The organism is Streptomyces telluris, assembly GCF_024519335.1.
GTDB classification, from domain to species: Bacteria; Actinomycetota; Actinomycetes; order Streptomycetales; family Streptomycetaceae; genus Streptomyces; species Streptomyces telluris.
The window spans coordinates 98,365-119,086 of record NZ_JANIID010000016.1 but is presented as its reverse complement, the minus strand read 5'-3'; the positions used below and the strand labels follow the sequence as shown (position 1 = coordinate 119,086).

Here is a 20,722-nt window from a genome sequence, read left to right as displayed (position 1 = left end):
GGCGGTTCGCCGCGGCCTGCGACGGGTGGGGATGGGATGGGGGACGGGGAAGGGGGCCTCGGGCTCAGATGTCGCGGAAGATCTCGATCTGGGCGCCGATCGAGTTGAGGCGTTCCGCCAGGTCCTCGTAACCGCGGTTGATGACATAGACGTTGCGCAGGACCGACGTGCCCTCCGCGGCCATCATGGCCAGCAGGACGACCACGGCGGGGCGCAGGGCCGGCGGGCACATCATTTCCGCCGAGCGCCAGCGGGTGGGGCCCTCGACGAGGACGCGGTGCGGGTCGAGGAGCTTGACGTCCGCGCCGAGGCGGTTGAGGTCGGTGAGGTAGATGGCGCGGTTGTCGTAGACCCAGTCGTGGATGAGGGTCTGGCCCTGGGCGGCCGCGGCGATGGCCGCGAAGAAGGGCACGTTGTCGATGTTGAGGCCCGGGAACGGCATGGGGTGAATCTTGTCGATCGGGGCCCGGAGCTTGGAGGGGCGCACGGTCAGGTCCAGCAGGCGCGTGCGGCCGTTGTTCGCCGGGTACTCGGGGCTGCGCTCGTGGTCGAGGCCCATCTCCTCCAGGACCGCGAGCTCGATCTCCAGGAACTCCACCGGTACGCGCCGGATGGTCAGTTCGGACTCGGTGACGACCGCGGCGGCCAGCAGGCTCATGGCCTCCACCGGGTCCTCGGACGGGGCGTAGTCCACGTCGCGGTCGATGGTGGCGACGCCGTGCACGGTGAGGGTGGTCGTGCCGATGCCCTCGACGCGCACGCCGAGCTCCTCCAGGAAGAAGCACAGGTCCTGGACCATGTAGTTCGAGCTGGCGTTCCGGATGACGGTCACGCCGTCGTGCCGGGCGGCCGCCAGGAGGGCGTTCTCGGTGACGGTGTCCCCGCGCTCGGTCAGCACAATCGCCCGGGTGGGTGCGACCGAACGGTCGACCTGTGCGTGGTACGTGCCGTCGGTCGCGGTGACCTCCAGGCCGAAGTGACGCAGGGCCGTCATGTGCGGCTGAACGGTGCGGGTGCCCAGGTCGCAGCCGCCCGCGTACGGAATCTTGAAGTGGTCCATGCGGTGCAGCAGCGGGCCCAGGAACATGATGACGCTGCGCGTCCGGCGGGCGGCCTCGGTGTCCATGGCGGCCAGGTTGAGCTCGGCGGGCGGCACGATCTCCAGGTCGTTGCCGTCGTTGATCCAGCGGGTGCGGACGCCGATGCTGCCCAGCACCTCCAGGATCCGGTAGACCTCCTCGATCCGGGCGACCCGGCGCAGGGTCGTGCGGCCGGCGTTGAGCAGGGTGGCGCAGAGCAGGGCGACACACGCGTTCTTGCTGGTCTTGACGTCGATGGAACCGGAGAGCCGGCGCCCGCCGACCACCCTGAGATGCATGGGCCCCGCGTAACCGAGGGAGACGATTTCGCTGTCCAGCGCCTCACCGATCCTGGCGATCATATCAAGGCTGATGTTCTGATTTCCTCGCTCAATGCGGTTCACGGCGCTCTGGCTGGTGCCGAGGGCCTCCGCGAGCTGGGACTGGGTCCAGCCTCGGTGCTGACGGGCATCGCGGATCAGCTTGCCGATGCGGGCGAGGTATGCGTCTGTCATGGCCTAAACGTTATCTCACATATGAGATTTCATCCGCATGGCGGTTCTGGCCATTGGTTGTTCTATTACGATGCGTACAACTCGGAGGTGCCCCGGAGGTGCCATGACTGTGACCCCGCGCCCGGTGAGCGGCGTTCGTGCGCCCCTCGTCGTGACCGCCGCCCATCTGCTGGCCTGCGCCGCCTTCCTGACGGTCTTTCTGGAGCGGAGCGGCGACCTGCCCGACCCCGTCGCCACGCACTTCTCGGGCTCCGGCGGCGCCGACGGCTTCACCGCGCTCGGCTCCTTCCCCTACCAGGCGCTGGGCCTCCTGCTCGTGACGGCGCTGCTCTTCGGCGGGCTCGTCCACGCGGCGCGCGGCGCGCGGGGGCTCGTCGCCCTCGGCTGCGGCGTCGCGGGCTTCCTGTGCGCCGTCACCGTCTCCGTCGTCCTGGGCAACGCCCGCGCGGAGACGGCGGATCAGGTGCACTTCACCCTGGGGACGTTCGGCGCGGCCGCGGCCGTCGCCGCCGTGGCCGCGGGCCTGGGCGCCCTCGCCGCAGGGCGCGGCGCCCCGGCAACGGCCCCGGCGCGGGCGGCCGCCGGCCCTGCCGCCGCCGTGCCCCGCCTCGGCCTCCGCGAGGGCGAGAGCGCGATCTGGACCCGGAGCGCGGGCTCGCGCCCCCTGCTCATCGGCGGCGGGGCCCTCGCGGCGGCCGGAGCCGTCCTCGTCCCGCTCGCCGGCTGGGCCGCGGGCGCCGGCCTGATGGCCGGCGGGGCCGTGCTGTGCGCCTGCTTCGGCGTCCGCGTCACCGTCGACCGGCACGGGCTCACCGTCAACGTGCTCGGCCTGCCCCGCCCCCGCGTCCGCATCCCGCTCGACCGGATAGCGGAGGCCGTCCACCGCGACGTCGACCCGCTGCGCGACCTCGGCGGCTGGGGCTACCGCGCCGTCCCCGGCCGCAGCGGCTTCGCCCTGCGCTCCGGCGACGCCGTGGTGGCCCGCCTGACGACCGGCAGCGAATTCGTCGTCACCGTCGACGACGCCGCCACCGCCGCCGCGCTCCTCAACGCCCTGGCCGAGCGCGCCCGCACGGCGAACGGCGGCGGCTGACATGCTCTTCCGCCTCGACCACGGCTCCCCGGTGCCCCTCGGCGACCAGATCGCCGCCTCCGTGCGCGGCGCCATAGCCGACGCCGTCGTACGCCCGGGCGAACGCCTCCCCGCCGCCCGCGCCCTCGCCGACTCCCTCGGCGTCAACGTCCACACCGTCCTGCGCGGCTACCAGCAGCTGCGCGAGGAGGGCCTCATCGAACTCCGGCGCGGCCGCGGCGCGGTCGTCACGGCCGACCCCGCCGCCCCCGGCCGCGCCCGCCTGAGCGACATCGTCCGCACCCTCGTCGCCGACGCCCGCGCCCTGGGCCTGACGGACGAGGAGATCGTCGACGCCGTGCGGGGCGGTCTGGCGGCGCGGTAGGCCCGGCCGGGCGCGCGGCCTGCGCCCGCGCGCCCGCGGAGGGATCCCCCACCCGCAGCCCGCGATCCACCCCCTGTCATGATCGAAGACGTGGCGGCCGGGGGTGCCGCCGCAGGGGGAGGTCGCCTCATGGGCACCCAGGTCAGTTCCTTCGCCGACGACGCCGCGCGGGCGCGGATACTCGGCGCCTACGACGCGGCCATGGCCTTCTGGCCGGAGCCGCGGGGTCAGCAGGACGTCGCGACGTCCTTCGGGAGCACCCGCGTCCACACCTACGGCGGCGGCCCGGGCACGCCGGTCGTCCTGCTGCACGGCCAGAGCGCGACCCCGGCCGAATGGGCGCCGCACGTGGCCGCGCTCGGCGAGGGCCGCCCCGTGCTGGCCGTCGACCGGGTCGGCGAGCCGGGGTACAGCACGCAGAGCGCCCCCATCACCACCGCGGAGGAGACCGCGATCTGGCTGGAAGAGGTCCTTGCGGGCCTCGGCCTGGAGCGGGCGCACCTGGTCGGTCACTCGTACGGCGGCTGGGTGGCCCTCAATCACGCGGCCCGCAAGCCCGCCCGCGTGGCCTCGGTCGCCGTCTACGATCCGCCCCGCGCCCTGGCCCCGCTGCGGGCGGGCTTCGTCCTGGGCGCCGTCGCCTCGATGGTGAGCGGTTCGGAGAAGTTCCAGCGCCGCTGGTTCACCGCGCTCATCGGCGACACGGGTGCGGACCCCGAGGAGGCCGAGGCGCAGACGCACCTGTCGCTGGAGGCCATGCGAGGCTTCCGCGTGCGCCTGCTGCCGCCGCCGCGCATGAGCGACGAGGAACTGCGCTCCGTGACCGCCCCCGCCCTGATCCTGCTCGGCGGAGCGGACCGGGCCATGGACTCGAAGCGTGCCCGGGAGCGGGCGGACCGCCTGATCCCGGACGTGCGGGCGGAGATCGTGCCCGGCGCCGGGCACGGCATTCCGGTGAAGGCGCTGAACAGCCGCGTGCCGGAGTTCTGGCGCGAGGTGGAGGCCGCGCCGGGCGGGCACGCCTGAGGGGACGGGCACCGGGCGAGGGGCGCAGGGGCCCGCCAGGACATGACCGTTCCCCGGCGATGTATTAGAGTTATCTCGACATCGAGATATCTGCCGAGAGGCGTACCGCTGTCGCGCCAGTAAGGCATGCCTAACTAAGGCACACCTTATCGGATCGGCGGGACCGTGGGGCGGCAGGATGGCCGCAGTACGCGAATTCATGCATGAAGGAGACTGTCGTGTCGGCGAACAGCTTCGACGCCCGCAGCACGCTGCAGGTGGGCGACGAGTCGTACGAGATCTTCCGGCTGGACAAGGTCGAGGGCTCCGCGCGCCTTCCCTACAGCCTGAAGGTGCTGCTGGAGAACCTGCTCCGCACGGAGGACGGCGCGAACATCACCGCCGACCACATCCGTGCGCTGGGCAACTGGGACTCGCAGGCCCAGCCCAGCCAGGAGATCCAGTTCACGCCGGCCCGCGTGATCATGCAGGACTTCACCGGCGTCCCCTGCGTCGTCGACCTCGCCACCATGCGTGAGGCCGTCAAGGAGCTCGGCGGCGACCCGGCGAAGGTCAACCCGCTCTCCCCGGCCGAGCTGGTCATCGACCACTCCGTCATCGCCGACAAGTTCGGCACGAAGGACGCCTTCGGCCAGAACGTCGAGCTGGAGTACGGCCGCAACAAGGAGCGCTACCAGTTCCTGCGCTGGGGCCAGACCGCCTTCGACGACTTCAAGGTCGTCCCCCCGGGCACCGGCATCGTCCACCAGGTGAACATCGAGCACCTGGCCCGTACGGTCATGGTCCGTAACGGCCAGGCCTACCCCGACACCCTGGTCGGCACCGACTCGCACACCACGATGGTCAACGGCCTCGGCGTGCTGGGCTGGGGCGTCGGCGGCATCGAGGCCGAGGCCGCGATGCTCGGCCAGCCGGTCTCCATGCTCATCCCGCGCGTCGTCGGCTTCAAGCTGACCGGTGAGCTCCCGGCCGGCACCACCGCCACCGACCTCGTCCTCACGATCACCGAGATGCTGCGCAAGCACGGCGTCGTCGGCAAGTTCGTCGAGTTCTACGGCGAGGGCGTCGCCGCCACCTCGCTGGCCAACCGTGCCACCATCGGCAACATGTCGCCGGAGTTCGGCTCCACCGCCGCGATGTTCCCGATCGACGGCGAGACCCTGAACTACCTCAAGCTCACCGGCCGCTCCGAGCAGCAGGTCGCGCTCGTCGAGGCGTACGCCAAGGAGCAGGGCCTGTGGCTGGACCCGGCCGCCGAGCCGGACTTCTCCGAGAAGCTGGAGCTGGACCTGTCGACGGTCGTCCCGTCGATCGCCGGCCCGAAGCGCCCGCAGGACCGCATCGTCCTCGCCGAGGCCAAGGCCCAGTTCGAGCGTGACGTCCTCAACTACGTCTCCACCGCCGACGAGGCGGGCGAGGAGTCCTTCCCGGCCTCCGACGCCCCGGCCGCCTCGAACGGCGTGCCCAGCCGCCCGACCACGGTCACGGCCCCCGACGGCACGACGTACGAGATCGACCACGGCGCCGTCACCGTCGCCGCGATCACCTCCTGCACCAACACCTCGAACCCCTACGTCATGGTCGCCGCGGCGCTCGTGGCCAAGAAGGCGGTCGAGAAGGGCCTGACCCGCAAGCCGTGGGTCAAGACCACCCTCGCCCCGGGCTCCAAGGTCGTCACCGACTACTTCGACAAGGCGGGCCTGACCCCCTACCTCGACAAGGTCGGCTTCAACCTCGTCGGCTACGGCTGCACCACCTGCATCGGCAACTCCGGCCCGCTGCCGGAGGAGGTCTCCAAGGCGGTCAACGAGCACGACCTCGCGGTCACGTCCGTCCTGTCGGGCAACCGCAACTTCGAGGGCCGCATCAACCCCGACGTCAAGATGAACTACCTGGCCTCCCCGCCGCTGGTCGTCGCGTACGCCATCGCGGGCTCCATGAAGGTGGACATCACCAAGGACGCCCTGGGCGCCGACCAGGACGGCAACCCGGTCTACCTCAAGGACATCTGGCCGACCGAGGCCGAGGTCAACGACGTCGTGGCCCACGCCATCGGCGAGGACATGTTCAACAAGTCCTACAGCGACGTCTTCGCGGGCGACGCCCAGTGGCAGGCGCTGCCGATCCCGACCGGCAACACCTTCGAGTGGGACACCGAGTCCACCTACGTCCGCAAGCCCCCGTACTTCGAGGGCATGACGATGGAGACCACCCCGGTCACCGACATCGAGGGCGCCCGCGTCCTCGCCAAGCTCGGCGACTCGGTCACCACCGACCACATCTCCCCGGCCGGTGCCATCAAGGCCGACACCCCGGCCGGCAAGTACCTCACCGAGCACGGTGTCGAGCGTCGTGACTTCAACAGCTACGGCTCGCGCCGCGGCAACCACGAGGTCATGATCCGCGGCACGTTCGCCAACATCCGCCTGCGCAACCAGATCGCGCCGGGCACCGAGGGCGGCTTCACCCGCGACTTCACGAAGGACGACGCCCCCGTCTCCTTCATCTACGACGCCTCGCGCAACTACATCGAGCAGGGCATCCCGCTGGTCGTCCTGGCCGGCAAGGAGTACGGCTCCGGCTCGTCCCGCGACTGGGCCGCCAAGGGCACCGCGCTCCTGGGCGTCAAGGCCGTCATCGCCGAGTCCTACGAGCGCATCCACCGCTCGAACCTCATCGGCATGGGCGTCCTGCCGCTGCAGTTCCCCGAGGGTGCCTCGGCCGAGTCGCTGGGCCTGACCGGCGAGGAGTCCTTCACCTTCACCGGTGTGACCGAGCTCAACGAGGGCCGCACGCCCCGCACGGTCAAGGTCACCACCGACACGGGCGTGGAGTTCGACGCGGTCGTCCGCATCGACACCCCCGGTGAGGCCGACTACTACCGCAACGGCGGCATCATGCAGTACGTGCTGCGCTCGCTGATCCGCAAGTAAGCGGTTCCGGCGGCACAGCCGAGCGGTCGAGGGCCGCACCCCGTCTCGTACGGGGTGCGGCCCTTCCGCGTTTCGGGGACCTGTATCCCTCGTGTACGCCCCTGGCCCGGTACGCGCGTTCGCCCCTGCACCCTCACGGGGCAAACCGTAACTCGACCGGGTGATAGGGGTGTTGGCGAAGTGTCGGACATTCCCCTCCTGGTTAACCTCCCGCGGGGATCGACGCCGGGACGATGTCGCCCCTAGGGAGGGAACAACCATGGGATCCGCCGTCACTTTCGGGGAGCTCGAACGCCTTTCGGGCGAGGAGCTCCCGCCACGGCTCGCGCTGTCGAGCATGTTGTCGGCGGGGACCGACCAGCCGGTCTATCCGGCCATGGTGAAGACCGACCACGGCACGACGGTCGCCTACGCCTGCCAGTACCGGCAGAACGCGGGAAGTCCTCCGCTCCTCGTCTTCCTGGGACTCGCCTCCCAGGACCCCGGCTACACGACGACGTGCATTCCCGCGGCCATCTCCACCCGTTGAGCACTGATCCGCAATCCGTAATCAGAGAAGGGGAATGGAATGGACAACGCCATCAGCTTCGAGGAACTCGACGGCGTCGCGGGCGAGCTCCTGCCCGAGCGCACGGTCATGGGCATCGTGGCCGCCCCGCTCGCGTACGGCCCCGCCGGGGAGGGCGACGGCGGCGCCGGCGCCGGTGCCGGCAGCTCCAGCAGCAGCGCCGCGACGGCCTCGGGCGGCGGCGTCTACGCTCCGCCCGCCTCCGACCACGGCACCACCATGCTGTCGGCCTGCCAGTCCGTGGACCGGCAGCAGCCGGCCGGCCTGCTGAGCTCGCTCAGCCTGCACTCGCAGAACCCGGCCACCGGCCTCCACTGCGTCCCGGCCGCCGTCTCCAGCCACTGATCCACGGCCCGTACGCACCAGGGGAAGGGCCGGCCGGAAGCGCCCGGTCCTTCCCCGCCCCCTGTCCCCTCACGGACGTCCCCCTACGGAGAGCGCAGAATGACGCTGCCCGCGCTGGTGGCCGGCACGGAACTGGTCGGCGAGTTCGAGGACTCCGGCTACCGCGAGCCGCCGCACCTGGTCTGCCGGCCCGACGGGCAGATCGTCCGGCTCCCCCCTCTGCTGTACCAGGTCGCGCGGGCGCTGGACGGCCGGCCCGTCGCGCGGGTGGCCGAGCAGGTCAGCCGGGAGACCGGCCGGCAGTTCACCACCGAACACGTCGTCTACGTCATCGACAAGAAGCTCGCCCCGCTCGGCATCACCACCTACAGCGACGGCTCGCCGCCTCCGCCCGCGCGGAAGAGCGACCCGTTCCTCGCCTTCCGGTTCCGCCTGGCCGTCCTGCCGGAGCGCGCCACGTGGTTCCTGGCCGGGCTGTTCGCGTGGCTGTTCCGGCCCCCGCTCGTCCTGCTCGCCCTGGGCGCCTTCGCCTTCGGCGAGGTATGGCTGTGGATGACCCAGGACACGGGCGCCGCGCTGCGGTCCGTGCTCTCCTCCCCGGCCGACGTCCTCCTCGTCGTCCTCCTGGCCGTCGCCTCCTGCGTGTTCCACGAGATGGGCCACGGGGCGGCCTGCCGCTACGGCGGCGTGCGGCCCGGCGCGATGGGCTGCGGCATCTACCTGGTGTGGCCCGCCTTCTACACCGACATCACCAGCTCGTACCGGCTCGGCCGGGCCGGGCGCATCCGCGCGGACCTGGGCGGGGTCTACTTCAACGCCCTGTTCGTCCTGGGCCTGCTGGCGCTGTACGACGTGACCGGGAGCCCGCTCCTGCTGGTGGCGATCTTCTCCGTGCACGTGGAGATGGTCCAGCAGCTCCTGCCGACGCTGCGGTTCGACGGCTACTACATCGTGGCCGATCTGGTGGGGATCCCCGACCTGTTCAAGTACATCGCGCCGATCCTGAAGCGGGTCGTCCTGCGCCGCCCCGAGGACGAGCGCCTGAAGGCGCTGAAGCGGTGGCCGCAGATCGTGGTCGCGGCGTGGGTCCTGTTCCTGGTGCCCGCCCTCACGCTGCAGCTGTGCATGGTGCTGGTCAACCTGCCGCAGCTGCTCCGTACGGACTGGCAGACGATCACGCTGCTGGCCGGGCACGTGGGAGCCGACGGCTATCCGGTGCTGGGCCTGATCGCGGCGGCCCTGCAGGTCGTCCTGCTCACGCTGCCGGTGGCGGGCCTGACGCTGGCCCTGTGGAGGCCGGTGCGGTCGCTCTTCCGGCTGGCCCTCGGGGCGCTGCGGGGCTGAAGCGCATGCGGGCGCCCGGGAGTGATCACCTAGGATCGAGGGGACTCGAACTCCTGGGGGAATGTGTGACTTTGAGACTCCGCTCCGTCGTGGCGGCGGCCGCGGCCGCCCTCGCCATCGGCCTCGCCGTCCCGCCGGGCGCGGCCGTGGCCGCGGACAGTGCCCCCGCGGGCGCCGCTCCCGCAGCCGCCGCCCCCGCCGGGCTGGACGCCCGAGCCCTGCAGGCGGCGCTGGACAAGCTGACCGCGGCCGGTGCGCCCGCGGCCCTCGCCGAGGTACGGGTCGGAGACCAGCGCTGGTCCGGGGCCAGCGGCGTGCGGGACGTACGGACCAAGCAGTCCGCCCGCCCCGGCGACCGCTACCGCGTCGCCAGCGTGACCAAGTCGATGGTCGCGACCGTCGTCATGCAACTCGCCGGCGAGGGGCGGCTGAAGCTCGACGACCCGGTCGCGAAGCACCTGCCGGGCGTGCTCCCCTACAAGGAGCCCATCACGCTGCGGCAGTTGCTCAACCACACGAGCGGGATCCCGGACTACTTCGACGACCTGTACGCGACCGGTTCGCTCGAAGAGCATCAGAAGAACCGGTTCCGGTACTTCGCTCCGCAGAGCCTGATCAAGAACGCGGTCAAGAGGCCGCTCGCGGACCCCGCGAGCCCGGACCTGCCGTACTCCAACACCAACTACGCCCTGCTCGGCCTGGTGGTGGAGAAGACCACCGGCCACTCGCTCGGCACCGAGCTGACGCGCCGGGTCTTCCGGCCCGCCGGCATGCGCGACACCTCGTACCCGACCGTGAACCCGTTCCTGAGCGGGCCGCACGTGCATGGATACATCAAGCCGGAGAGCGGGCCGCTCTTCGACGCCACGGACTACACCCCGTCGGTGTGGGGCGCCGCGGCCGCCGTCGTGTCGACCAGCGCCGACGTCAACCGGTTCTTCCGCGCGCTGTCCGACGGCACGCTGCTCTCCCCGGCCGGGCTGGCCGAGATGCGCAAGCAGGACGGCAAGTACCCGTACTACACGCAGGGCCTGATGGCCGGCGGCGACCTGTGTCCCGCGAACCCCGGCGAGCTGCTGTGGGGCAACCGGGGCAACGGCTTCGGCTATCGCACCATGTCCTTCAGCTCCCCGGACGGCCGTCGCCAGGTGAGCTTCGGCTGGACGGTGAGCGTGCCGGGCGTGAGCGGTCCGCCGGCCGTGGAGAAGGCCTGGCAGGAGTTCCTGCTCGCCGCCCTCGGCGCCACGTGCGGCCGCGGCTGAGGGACGGGACCGGCGAAGGGCCGCACCCGGTGGGGTGCGGCCCTTCACGTCACATCGCGTCGCGGCGGATCACTACGCCGTCACGGCGCGTCAGTACATCATGCGGAACTGGTTCCAGCCCGAGTTGCCGATCTTCACCTTGTAGTCGTACGGCTGGGCGGCCTTGCCCGTGCCCTTGTACAGCCACAGGGCGCCGTCCTTGTCGCGCGCGATCAGATCGGCCCTGCCGTCCAGATCGACGTCGCCGGTGCCGACCAGCTTGCTGAACTGGTTCCAGCCGCCGCCGACGCGCTGCTTGTAGTCGAACGGCTTGGTGTAGTCGCCGGTGCCCTTGTAGAGCCACAGCACGCCGTCCTTGTCGCGGGCGACGATGTCGGCCTTGCCGTCACCGGTCAGGTCGCCGCGGCCGGCGATCTCGGTGAACTGGCCCCAGCCCGGACCGACCTTCTTGCGGCCGGTCAGCGTGCCGTCCGGGTAGGCGAGGTAGAGCCACAGGACGCCCTCGCGGTCGCGGACGAGGATGTCGGACTCCTTGCCGCCGCCCAGGTTGCCGGGGGACATGAACTGGTCGTACTGGCCCCAGTCGTCCGCCACGATGCTCGCGTTCCCGCCCGCGGGCGCGAAGATGATGTTCTGGTCGTTGTCGCGGACGTACAGGCCGTCGGCGATGCCGTCGCGGTCGTGGTCGACGCGGGCCGCGGAGTTGATCGCGTTCCAGCCGTTGGTGACGTACTCCTTGGGCGTGATGCCGCCCTTGCCGTCGGGCCAGTAGAAGTACAGGTCGTCGTTGTTGACGGCGCTGAGCGGGAGGAAGGGGGCCTCGGCGGTGGGGCCGTCGGCCTTGACGCCCTTGCGCGGGGCCGCGAGGCCCGGGGCGGGGGCGGCCGAGGGGGCCTTGGGGGCGAGGGGGCCGGACTTCGGGTAGTCGCCGGACTTCGCCTCGCCGCGCAGCGCCTCGGAGCGGTGCTTGAGGGACGTGACGGCGGGCAGCTCGGCCGCCCGCTCGGCCGTGACGGTGACGCGGGAGGACTTGGGGCCGTCGGCCAGGGCCGTGCCGGCGGTGGTGCCGACCAGGGCGGCGGCTATCGCCGCGGTGGCGACGCGCTGCACCGCGCGGGAGCGCGGGCGGCCGGGAAGGTGAGCCACGTGGGTTCTCCAAGAGGGTCTCAGTGAAGAGCGACGGCCCCCGTCAGGAACTCCTGACAGGGGCACGCCACTGGATCCACGTGATCGTTTCACACTCTCTTTACAAGTCAATGGCGCAGTTATGCGGATCTCGGCCCCAATAGTTCGATCTCCGCCAGAGTGCTCTCGTCCGCCGGCCGCAGCCGGTAGTGGAGGTACGAACCGGGCCGCGCCGCCGAGAACACCCGGGTCTGCCGGTCCCAGGAGAAGGCCTCGCCCGTGCGCCGGTCCACCTCCTGCCACCGCTCGCCGTCCGGCGACCCCTCCAGGACCCAGCCCCCGGGCGCCTTGGCCCGGTCGGCCGAGGTCAGCGTGTAGGAGGTCACGCGCGCGCCGGACGGCACCTGCAGCAGGGCCGTGGTGAAGGGGGCCTCCGTGAGCGAGGTGTCGTCGGTGAGCGGGGAGACGCCGGGCAGGGTCACGTCGCCGTCCGGGACCGGCGCCTCGAAGTCCTTGCTCAGCGAGCCCGGCCCGTCGTTCCTGCCACTGCCCCACGACGACGGCCGCGGGCCCATGGCGAACTCCAGCGTCGCCCCCTTCGCGAGGACGGAGTGCGGGAGCGCCGTGGACCGCCACGCCTTGCCGTTGACGCGCAGCCCCTGCACGTACACGTTGCGGGCGCTGTTCCGAGGGGCCTTCACCACCAGGTCGCGGCCGCCCTCCAGGTGGACCGTCGCCTTGGTGAACAGCGGCGACCCCACCGCGTACTCGCCGCCGCCCATCACCAGCGGGTAGAAGCCGAGCGCGCTGAACAGGTACCAGGCCGACATCTCGCCGTTGTCGTCGTCACCCGGGTAGCCCTGGCCGATCTCGCTGCCCAGGTAGAGCCGGGACAGCACCTCGCGCACCTTCTCCTGGGTCTTCCAGGGCTGCCCCGCCGCGTCGTAGAGGTACGCGATGTGGTGCGAGACCTGGTTGCTGTGGCCGTACATGCCCATGCGGACGTCCCGCGCCTCGGTCATCTCGTGGATGACGCCGCCGTACGAACCGGCGAACTCCGGCGCCCCCGTCTCCGGCGTGCCGAAGAACTGGTCGAGCTTGTCGGCCAGGCCCGCCCGGCCGCCGTACAGCCCCGCCAGCCCGCGGGTGTCCTGCGGGGCGTGGAAGGCGAAGTTCCAGCCGTTGGTCTCGGTGTAGTCGTGGCCCCAGACGCGCGGGTCGTACCGCCCCGGCGGCAGCCGCCGCGAGCCGTCGGCGTTGCGGCCCTGGAAGAAGCCGACGGCCGGGTCGAAGAGCTTGACGTAGTTGCGGGCCCGGTTGGCGAAGTACGCGGCCTCGTCCCGGTAGCGCGCCTTGCGGGTCCGCTCGTGGAGCGCCTTGCCCATCGTCGCGAGCCCGTAGTCGTTGAGGTAGCCCTCCAGCGCCCAGGACATGCCCTCGCGCGTCGTGGTGCTCGTGTACCCGAGGAAGACGGAGGTGTCCATGCCCTTGCGCCCGACGCCGGGCTGCGTGGGCACCACCGTCGCGTTCTTGAGCGCCGCCTCGTAGGCCGCCTCCGCGTCGAAGGAGACGCCCTTGGCGTAGGCGTCGGCGAAGGCCACGTCGGAGCTCGTGCCCGTCATCAGGTCGGCGTAGCCGGGGGAGGACCAGCGCGAGATCCAGCCGCCGTCCTTGTACTGCTGGACGAAGCCGTCGACGAGCCGGCCGGCCTGCTTGGGGGTCAGGAGGGAGTAGGCGGGCCACGTGGTGCGGTAGGTGTCCCAGAAGCCGTTGTTGACGTACACCTCGCCGTCGACGACCCGCGCTCCCGTCCGGGTGGGTGTGCTCTCGCCCTCCGGGCGCGAGAAGGGGCTCGCGTAGCGGTGGCGCGGGCGGGCCCGGGTGCCGGTGTTCTCGAAGCCGGAGTTGGGGTAGAGGTAGAGCCGGTAGAGGTTCGAGTAGAGCGTGGTGAGCTGGTCCCGGGTCGCGCCCTCGACCTCGACCCGGCCCAGGACGGCGTCCCACGCGGCGCGGGCGCGGTCGTGGACGCGGTCGAAGGCGGCGCGGCCCGCGCCCTCCGGGACCTCCTGCTCCAGGTTGGCCTTCGCCTGCTCGGTGCCGATGAGGGAGGTCGCGATGCGCAGGGTGACGGTGCGGTCCCGGCCGGGGGTCATCCGCAGGTAGCCCGTCGTGCCGTCCTCGCCGCCCGGGCCCGGCTTGCCGCTCGCCGTGACGGGCGCGTCGAGCACGCCGTAGACGAAGAGCCGGCTCGCGCCGACGGACAGCCCGCTGCGCACGTCCGACCAGGCGGTGAAGGAACGGCTCCCGGGGTCGAGGGTGAGGCCGCCCTGGTTGCGGACGTTGTCGAGGACGAGCGCGGCGGTGTCGGTGGCGTCCCCCGGATAGGTGAAGCGCATGACGGCGGCGTGGTCGGTGGGCGCGATCTCGGCCTTGAGGCCGTTGTCGAAGGTGACGCCGTAGTAGTGGGGGCGCGCCGTCTCGTTGGTGTGGTGGAAGGGGAGGGCCCGGGCGGTGCGCCCGGTGCCGGGAGGGTCCGTGCCGGCGGCGGTGCGCGGCACCACGGCCGGCATCACCTGGAAGGTCTGCCGGTCGCCCATCCAGGGGCTCGGCTGATGGCTCGCGCTGAACGCCTGGATGGTGGGGAGGTTGTCGGCGTTGTTGGCGGCGGCGTACTGGTAGAGCCAGTCCATGGCGCCCGCGTTCGTCACCGGCGTCCAGAAGTTGAAGCCGTGCGGGACGGCGGTCGCGGGGAAGGTGTTGCCGCGCGAGAAGCTCGCGCTGGAGTGGGTTCCGCGCGTCGTCACGGCGTAGTCGGCCAGGTGCGCCGGGGGCCGCTCGGCGGGTGCGGGGGCGAGGGAGACGTCGTCCACCCAGCCGCGGAACTTCGCCGGACCGGACGGGGAGTCGTAGGCGACGAGCACCCGCGCCACGCTCTTCCCCGCGGCGACGGCGCCGATGCGCGACTCCCTGTTGTTCCACTGATTGGCGTAGAGCGTCCGGGACTCGGCCTGCCCCCGCGGGGTGAGCGGCGCACCGTGCTGGTCGACCGCGCCGAGGTCACTCAGATAGGTGCCGTCGGTGAAGGCGAGGTCCAGGGCGACGTGCGTGGCCGGATAGCGCCGGTCGACCTCGGGCATGGACGGGAAGACCTTGTACGACAGGACCGTCTTCGCGGTCACGCGCAGGCCGCCGCCCCCGATCGAGAAGACCTTGTTGTACGAGTACGCGCGGTCCCTGCTCTGGTGCACGCCGCCGTAGCGCAGGGCGTGGGTGCCCGTGAAGCCGGCACGGGCCTTGGCGGTGGGGGAGCCCGGGGGGCCGCTGTCGACGTAGCTGCGCATGTCGGAGGGCGGCGGCGGGCCGGTGTAGTACGGCGCCAGCTGCACCTCGGCCAGCTGGGTGATGTCCGCTCCGCTGTTACGGGCTATGTCGAGCCGGTAGTGCCGGAAGGGGGTGGAGTTGAGGAAGGAGAACTCGCGGGTCTGGAAGCGCTTTTCGAAGGTCTCGCCCTTGCGGGAGTCGAGGGGCGTCCAGTTCCGGCCGTCCTGCGAGCCCTGGAGGGTCCAGTCCCGCGGGTCGCGGCCGGGGGAGTCGTTGGCGGACGTCAGGGCGTAGCGGACGGCGGTGACCGGCTCGGAGAGCTCGAATTCCAGCCAGGCCGCCTTCTCGAAGTCGAGCCACTTGGTCGTGCTCTCGCCGTCGAAGAGGTTCTCCTTGACCTCGCCCGAGCCCGCGTTCTCCCCGCTTGCCCGGACGGCCGTGACGGTGTCGGTGACGTTGCCGGGGATGCCGCGCTCGTCGTTGCCGTCGATGCCGGAGGACCGCTTGTGCCCGCCGGGGGCGGTCTCGACGGTGTTGCGCCAGTCGGGTTGCGGCTGGCCCGGCTCGAAGGAGGAGGCGAAGGAAGGGGTGGCCGGCGCTGCGTGGGCGGCGTGGGGGCGAGTCACCTGAATGGCCGTCATGAGGCTGGAGGCCAGGAGGAAGGCGAGGAGGGAGGCGAGGGGGCGCGTGAGCGAACGGGTGAGACTGGGCCATCGGTGCCGGAGTCCGTGCCGCTGCCTGCCCTGCCGCATCTCAAGTCTCCCAACGAAACCGACAACGTTGTCAAGTGAGTCGCGCAGAGATAAGTAGGGCGTGAGAGGCGGGTGGTGTCAAGGGTCCCGGGGTTGGTGTCGCGGTTGCCCGTGGCCGTACGGGGTCCTGTGGTCCTACGGGGTCGTACGGGGTCGTACGGGGTCGCGGGCGGGCGGGGCCTCGTGCCGCGGGGAGGTCTCAACTAGGGAAAGACTGAAGCTCAAACCTGCTTCTGATCTTGCCCAGTTGATGAGAAGTGGACTATACCTGTCGGCTACCGGGGAGGTCCTGAGGGCCGCCACGGCGGACCCGGGGAGTGCGGCGGGGAAGCGGCGAGGAGCGGCGGGGGGAGAACGCCGCGGGTACGTCACCGCTTCCGGTGCGCGTACCTCCAGCACGCCGGGCGTCCCGTTCAGCACTTCCAGTGGTTCCTGCGCGTCCGGTAATTCCTGTACGTCCAGCAGTTCCTGTACGCCCTGCACTTCCTGCACTTCCTGCACTTCCTGTATACCCAGCACTTCCTGCACACCCAGCTTCAACTGACCCGCGGTGTCGGGCCCTTCGTCAACTCTTGTGAGCAAGGGGAAGTACCGGTGCACCGCCTGAGTCCTGGAGAAGGCGAGGACTTGAGCATGGGATCGAGCACGGGATCCACAGGGGAATTCGGCCGGCGCGACCTGATCAGGAGAGCGGCTGCACTGGGCCTGATCGCGGTGCCGTCGATGGGCGTGCTGAGCGCCTGTGCCAGCGGCGACGGCGACAGCGACAACAAGGTCGACAAGGGCACGAAGAGCGAGAAGAACCCGCTCGCGGTCAACGAGTCCGCCCCGCTCGACGTCGTCATCTTCGACGGCGGCTTCGGCCAGCAGTACGCCAAGGACGCCGAGGCCGAGTACAAGGCGGCGTTCCCGAAGGCCAAGGTCCAGCACGCCGCCACGCAGGAGATCCAGACCCAGCTCCAGCCCCGCTTCAACGGCGGCACCCCGCCCGACCTGATCGACAACTCCGGTGCCAAGCAGATGGACATGGGCACCCTGGTGGGGAAGAAGCAGCTGACCGATCTGAACGCCCTGCTGGACGCGCCGTCGATCGACGACCCGTCGAAGAAGGTGCGGGACACGCTGCGGCCGGGTGTCGTGGAAATGGGTCAGTTCGACGGCCAGGAGACCTGGGTCCTCTTCTACGCCTACACCGTCTACGGCGTCTGGTATTCGAAGACCAATCTGGAGAAGCTGGACGCGCAGTACCCCGAGACGTGGGACGAGATGCTCGCCGTCTGCGAGAAGGCGAAGAAGAAGGGCATCGCCGGCTGGACGTACCCCGGCAAGCACCCGTACTACCTCCCCTTCAGCCTCTACCCGTTCATCGCGAAGATCGGCGGGAAAGAGGTCATCGACCGGATCGACAACCTGGAGCCGAACGCCTGGAAGGACCCGGCCGTCAAGGCCGCCTTCGAGGCCTATTACGAGCTCTACAAGAAGGGCTACATCCTCCAGGGCACCCCCGGCCTCACCCACATCGAGGCGCAGACGGCCTGGAACCAGGGCAAGGCGCTGTTCATCCCGAACGGATCGTGGGTGGAGAACGAGTCGAAGAAGACGACGCCCGCCGATTTCAAGATGGCGGTCGGGGCGCCGTCGAGCCTGGACGCGAAGCGCGACAAGATGCCCTTCGGCACGATCTGGGCCTCGGGCGGCGAGCCCTTCATCGTCCCGAAGAACGCCAAGAACCCGCAGGGCGGCATGGAACTGCTCCGCATCATGCTGGGTAAGAAGTCCTCGCAGAACTTCATCAAGCAGGTCTCGTCGCTGACGTCGCTGAACGGCGGTACGGAGGGTCTTTCCCTGCCTCCGGGCCTCAGCTCCTCGCAGGAGGTCCTCGCCAAGGCCGGTCAGAACGTGATCAATCCGCGGATCGGGGACTGGTACACCGCGCTGCAGAAGGAGAAGATCGGCGTGGCCGCGCTGGGCGAGATGATGGCGGGCCGGATGACCCCGGACGAGACGGTCGCGAAGATCCAGAAGTTCTCGGACGAGGCCCGCGCGGACGACTCGATCAAGAAGTACCGGCATAAGTAGCTCAGGTCAGCTCAGCTCAAGTCAGCTCGGGTCAGCTCAGGTCAGCTCGGGTCAGCTCAGGTCAGCTCAGGTCAGGTCACCGGCGGCGGCGTGGCCACGTGCCCGCCCGCCGCTCCGCGTCTGCGGGACGTCTGCGGAGATCTGCGGGAGATCGGGGTCGAAAGCAATGCAGCACGGCAAGTACCGGTTCATCGTGGGGTTCCTGGTCGTACCCCTGGCGATCTACGCGGTGTTCGTGATCTCGCCGTTCCTCCAGGCCATCTACTACTCCTTCACGGACTGGACCGGACTGAGTCCCGACTTCAAGATGGTCGGGTTCAAGAACTACCGGAAGATGTTCGCCGACGACGTGTTCTGGAAGTCCGTCGGCCACAACGTCCTGCTGTTGCTGGTCCTGCCGCTGGTGACGCTGGGCCTGGGGCTCTTCTTCGCGTTCATGCTGAACGTGGGCGGGCGGAGGAGGAAGAATGCGGCGGTGGCGGGCGTCCGCGGCTCCGGTTTCTACAAGGTCGTCTACTTCTTCCCGCAGGTGCTGTCGATCGCGATCGTGGCCCTGCTGTTCCAGTTCGCGTACAACCCGAACAGCGGCGCGCTGAACTCGTTTCTGGACGCGGTGGGCCTGGACTCCGTCCGGCCGGACTGGCTGGGGGACCCGGATCTCGCGCTGTGGTGCGTGATGGCGGTGATGGTGTGGAGCAACGTCGGCTTCTACGTGGTGCTCTTCTCGGCCGGCATGAGCTCCATTCCCAGGGACTTCTACGAGGCGGCGCTGCTGGACGGTGCGAACCGCCTCCAGACGTTCTTCCGGATCACGCTCCCGCTTCTCTGGGACACCGTCCAGACGGGCTGGGTCTACATGGGCATCATGGCGCTCGACGGCTTCGCGGTCGTCCAGATCATGACCGTCGGCCCCGGTGGACCGGACTATTCGACCGAGGTGCTCGCGTACTTCCTCTACACGAAGGCATTCCGCGACGGGCAGGCGGGATACGCGACCACGCTGGGCGTCGCCCTCCTCATCGTCACCATGATCTTCGCCGGCATCGTGATGAAGCTGGGCCGGCGCGAACGGCTGGAGTTCTGAGATGAGCGCCGCAGAGAGCGAAAGCGCAGTGGAGGGGAAGGTCCCGGGCGGGGCGACGGGCCCTGCGACGGGCCGGGCGACGGGCTCGCCGGAGGCTCGTACCGGATCCGGGGATCGCATCGGCACCGAGGGAAGAGTCCTCAACGTCTTCTCGCACGGAGTGCTGATCCTGTGGGCCCTGATGGTCACGCTGCCGCTGCTGTGGGCGGTGATGAGCGCCCTGAAGGACGACAAGGCCATCTTCACGTCGCCCTGGGCGCTGCCCACGAGCCTGCACTTCGACAACTGGTCGAGGGCGTGGTCGCAGGCGCACATGAGCGAGTACTTCATGAACTCGGTGGTGGTGGTAGCGGGTTCCCTCTTCGGCACGATGCTGCTGGGCTCCATGGCGGCATACGTCTTGGCGCGCTTCGAATTCCCGGGAAACCGCTTCGTCTACTACCTGTTCGTGGGCGGGATGAGCTTCCCGGTGATCCTCGCGCTGGTGCCGTTGTTCTTCGTCCTGAAGAACATGCAGCTGCTGGACACGTACCACGGACTGATCCTGGTCTACATCGCCTATTCGCTGCCCTTCACGATCTTCTTCCTCAGCGGCTTCTTCCGCACCCTGCCCGGTTCGGTGGCCGAGGCCGCGATGATCGACGGGGCTTCGCACACCCGGACCTTCTTCCAGGTGATGCTCCCGATGGCCAAGCCGGGCCTGATCAGCGTCGGGATCTTCAACTTCCTGGGCCAGTGGAACCAGTACCTGCTGCCGGCGGTCCTGAACGTCGGCGACGAGGACAAGAAGCTGCTGCCGCAGGGCCTGGTGGCGCTGGCCGTCAGCCAGGGCTACAAGGGCGACTGGTCGGGCCTCTTCGCGGGCCTGGTCATCGCGATGCTGCCGGTGCTGGCGGCGTACATCGTCTTCCAGCGGCAGGTGCAGGCGGGGCTCACGGCGGGGGCGCTGAAGTAGCCGAAGCAGCCGAAGCAGCCGAAGCAGGGGTGAGCCGGCCCGGCGGGGAATCGGTCCCCCGGCGCTCGCGGACACCGCGGACACCGGGGGACGGCCTGCTGCTGTCCGGCGCCCGAGCGGCTACGAGCGTCGCCCGTAGTCGTGGTCGCCGTGGTGATCGCCGTGGTGGTGGTCGTTGTCGTGACGGTCGCCGCGGTCGTGGCGGTGATCGTCACGACGGTGGTCGTCGTCCCGGCGGTGGTCGCCGTCGTGACGGTGGTCGCCGTCGTGACGGTGGTCGCCGTCATCACGGTGGCCGTCCCAGCGGTGGTCGTCGTTCCAGCCGTGGTCGCCATCCCCGCGGTGATCGTCCCCACGGTGGTGGTCGTCACCGTGGTGGTCGTCGTCGTGACGGTGGATCTCGTACGGGTGCACCCACCAGCCGTTGTGACAGACGCGGCCCTCGGCGTCACGGTCCCCCTCGTCGTAGACGCCGCTGCCTCTGCTCTCCCCACTGGGCCCGGGACGCCCGTGGGAGTAGACGTACCGGCAGTCGAGAGGTGCCGCAGACGCCGCCTGCGCCACCGGGACGACGGGCAGCGCAGCACCGGTCGCACAGAGGACCACCAGCGCCGCACGCGCAATATTTCGCATCGGATCGCCCTTCACTCATCGATGGGCCGCGTCGTCACACGACCCCGGTTGAACCACGATGTCGAAGGAAAGACAGCCATCTGTGACCTATCGGCACCAAACCACACGAATGCGTAATGTGGTGCGCTAGGCGTCAAATGCGATGTATGACGTGCCGGTGACCCCGGGCTCCGGTGTGTCAGGCCGGCATGAAGGCGACACGGAGCCGGCCGAGCCGCGTATCGGACTTCTATTCGGTGGACTG

At 70.2% G+C, this 20,722-nt stretch carries 15 protein-coding genes; 11 read left to right on the top strand and 4 right to left on the bottom strand.

All coding sequences use genetic code 11. From position 1 onward, the window contains the following. Positions 1–64: 64 nt before the first annotated feature. A complete protein-coding gene (locus NQU55_RS18810; protein WP_058042297.1) occupies positions 65–1,594 on the bottom strand; it encodes a helix-turn-helix domain-containing protein in 1,530 nt (509 codons plus the stop codon). 103 nt (positions 1,595–1,697) lie between these two features. Here NQU55_RS18810 and NQU55_RS18805 point away from each other — a divergent pair, with 103 nt between their 5' ends. The 8 genes from NQU55_RS18805 to NQU55_RS18770 all read left to right on the top strand — a co-directional run bounded on the left by NQU55_RS18805 (position 1,698) and on the right by NQU55_RS18770 (position 10,529). Beyond that, entirely contained in the window at positions 1,698–2,687 is a 990-nt protein-coding gene (locus NQU55_RS18805; protein WP_168092124.1) for a hypothetical protein, read from the top strand. A 1-nt stretch (position 2,688) separates the two neighbouring features. After that, positions 2,689–3,051 (top strand): GntR family transcriptional regulator, encoded by a 363-nt coding sequence (locus tag NQU55_RS18800; RefSeq protein ID WP_168092123.1) that lies wholly within the window; start codon positions 2,689–2,691, stop codon positions 3,049–3,051. 129 nt (positions 3,052–3,180) lie between these two features. Next, on the top strand, positions 3,181–4,077 hold the full coding sequence (locus NQU55_RS18795; protein WP_168092122.1) for an alpha/beta fold hydrolase: 897 nt from the start codon (positions 3,181–3,183) through the stop codon (positions 4,075–4,077). A gap of 218 nt (positions 4,078–4,295) precedes the next feature. Beyond that, positions 4,296–7,010 carry an aconitate hydratase AcnA gene (acnA, locus tag NQU55_RS18790; RefSeq protein ID WP_168092121.1) on the top strand — a complete coding sequence of 905 codons (2,715 nt, stop codon included), beginning with the start codon at positions 4,296–4,298 and terminating at the stop codon, positions 7,008–7,010. A gap of 259 nt (positions 7,011–7,269) precedes the next feature. Further along, positions 7,270–7,539 carry a hypothetical protein gene (locus NQU55_RS18785; protein ID WP_168092120.1) on the top strand — a complete coding sequence of 90 codons (270 nt, stop codon included), beginning with the start codon at positions 7,270–7,272 and terminating at the stop codon, positions 7,537–7,539. A gap of 39 nt (positions 7,540–7,578) precedes the next feature. Next, positions 7,579–7,923 carry a hypothetical protein gene (locus tag NQU55_RS18780; RefSeq protein WP_168092119.1) on the top strand — a complete coding sequence of 115 codons (345 nt, stop codon included), beginning with the start codon at positions 7,579–7,581 and terminating at the stop codon, positions 7,921–7,923. Positions 7,924–8,022: 99 nt separating this feature from the next. Beyond that, positions 8,023–9,267 (top strand): zinc metalloprotease, encoded by a 1,245-nt coding sequence (locus NQU55_RS18775; protein WP_168092118.1) that lies wholly within the window; start codon positions 8,023–8,025, stop codon positions 9,265–9,267. Positions 9,268–9,338: 71 nt separating this feature from the next. Then, positions 9,339–10,529: a serine hydrolase domain-containing protein gene (locus NQU55_RS18770; RefSeq protein ID WP_168092117.1), complete on the top strand. Its 1,191-nt coding sequence runs from the start codon at positions 9,339–9,341 to the stop codon at positions 10,527–10,529. A 90-nt stretch (positions 10,530–10,619) separates the two neighbouring features. Here the strand turns inward: NQU55_RS18770 and NQU55_RS18765 are convergent, their stop codons facing one another. After that, positions 10,620–11,675 (bottom strand): FG-GAP repeat domain-containing protein, encoded by a 1,056-nt coding sequence (locus NQU55_RS18765; RefSeq protein ID WP_168092116.1) that lies wholly within the window; start codon positions 11,673–11,675, stop codon positions 10,620–10,622. A gap of 119 nt (positions 11,676–11,794) precedes the next feature. Beyond that, positions 11,795–15,616, bottom strand: a complete 3,822-nt coding sequence (locus NQU55_RS18760; RefSeq protein ID WP_256790870.1) for a GH92 family glycosyl hydrolase — start codon at positions 15,614–15,616, stop codon at positions 11,795–11,797. Positions 15,617–16,360: 744 nt separating this feature from the next. Here NQU55_RS18760 and ngcE point away from each other — a divergent pair. From ngcE to NQU55_RS18745, 3 genes are all read left to right on the top strand, one after another. After that, positions 16,361–17,806, top strand: coding sequence for an N-acetylglucosamine/diacetylchitobiose ABC transporter substrate-binding protein (gene ngcE, locus NQU55_RS18755; RefSeq protein ID WP_168095217.1), 1,446 nt, complete (start codon positions 16,361–16,363; stop codon positions 17,804–17,806). Between the two features lie 166 nt (positions 17,807–17,972). Beyond that, positions 17,973–18,890 (top strand): carbohydrate ABC transporter permease, encoded by a 918-nt coding sequence (locus tag NQU55_RS18750; protein WP_168095216.1) that lies wholly within the window; start codon positions 17,973–17,975, stop codon positions 18,888–18,890. A gap of 1 nt (position 18,891) precedes the next feature. Beyond that, a complete protein-coding gene (locus NQU55_RS18745) occupies positions 18,892–19,845 on the top strand; it encodes a carbohydrate ABC transporter permease (protein ID WP_256790869.1) in 954 nt (317 codons plus the stop codon). Positions 19,846–19,965: 120 nt separating this feature from the next. Here the strand turns inward: NQU55_RS18745 and NQU55_RS18740 are convergent, their stop codons facing one another. Beyond that, complete coding sequence (locus tag NQU55_RS18740; RefSeq protein WP_256790868.1) at positions 19,966–20,478, bottom strand: hypothetical protein; 513 nt, start codon at positions 20,476–20,478, stop codon at positions 19,966–19,968. Positions 20,479–20,722: the final 244 nt, after the last annotated feature.

Coding starts and splice junctions, on each gene's coding strand:
- NQU55_RS18810 (WP_058042297.1), bottom strand. CDS start 1,594: ATGACAGACGCATACCTCGCCCGCATCGGCAAGCTGATCCGCGATGCC.
- NQU55_RS18805 (WP_168092124.1), top strand. CDS start 1,698: ATGACTGTGACCCCGCGCCCGGTGAGCGGCGTTCGTGCGCCCCTCGTC.
- NQU55_RS18800 (WP_168092123.1), top strand. CDS start 2,689: ATGCTCTTCCGCCTCGACCACGGCTCCCCGGTGCCCCTCGGCGACCAG.
- NQU55_RS18795 (WP_168092122.1), top strand. CDS start 3,181: ATGGGCACCCAGGTCAGTTCCTTCGCCGACGACGCCGCGCGGGCGCGG.
- NQU55_RS18785 (WP_168092120.1), top strand. CDS start 7,270: ATGGGATCCGCCGTCACTTTCGGGGAGCTCGAACGCCTTTCGGGCGAG.
- NQU55_RS18780 (WP_168092119.1), top strand. CDS start 7,579: ATGGACAACGCCATCAGCTTCGAGGAACTCGACGGCGTCGCGGGCGAG.
- NQU55_RS18775 (WP_168092118.1), top strand. CDS start 8,023: ATGACGCTGCCCGCGCTGGTGGCCGGCACGGAACTGGTCGGCGAGTTC.
- NQU55_RS18760 (WP_256790870.1), bottom strand. CDS start 15,616: ATGACGGCCATTCAGGTGACTCGCCCCCACGCCGCCCACGCAGCGCCG.
- ngcE (WP_168095217.1), top strand. CDS start 16,361: ATGGGATCGAGCACGGGATCCACAGGGGAATTCGGCCGGCGCGACCTG.
- NQU55_RS18750 (WP_168095216.1), top strand. CDS start 17,973: ATGCAGCACGGCAAGTACCGGTTCATCGTGGGGTTCCTGGTCGTACCC.
- NQU55_RS18745 (WP_256790869.1), top strand. CDS start 18,892: ATGAGCGCCGCAGAGAGCGAAAGCGCAGTGGAGGGGAAGGTCCCGGGC.
- NQU55_RS18740 (WP_256790868.1), bottom strand. CDS start 20,478: ATGCGAAATATTGCGCGTGCGGCGCTGGTGGTCCTCTGTGCGACCGGT.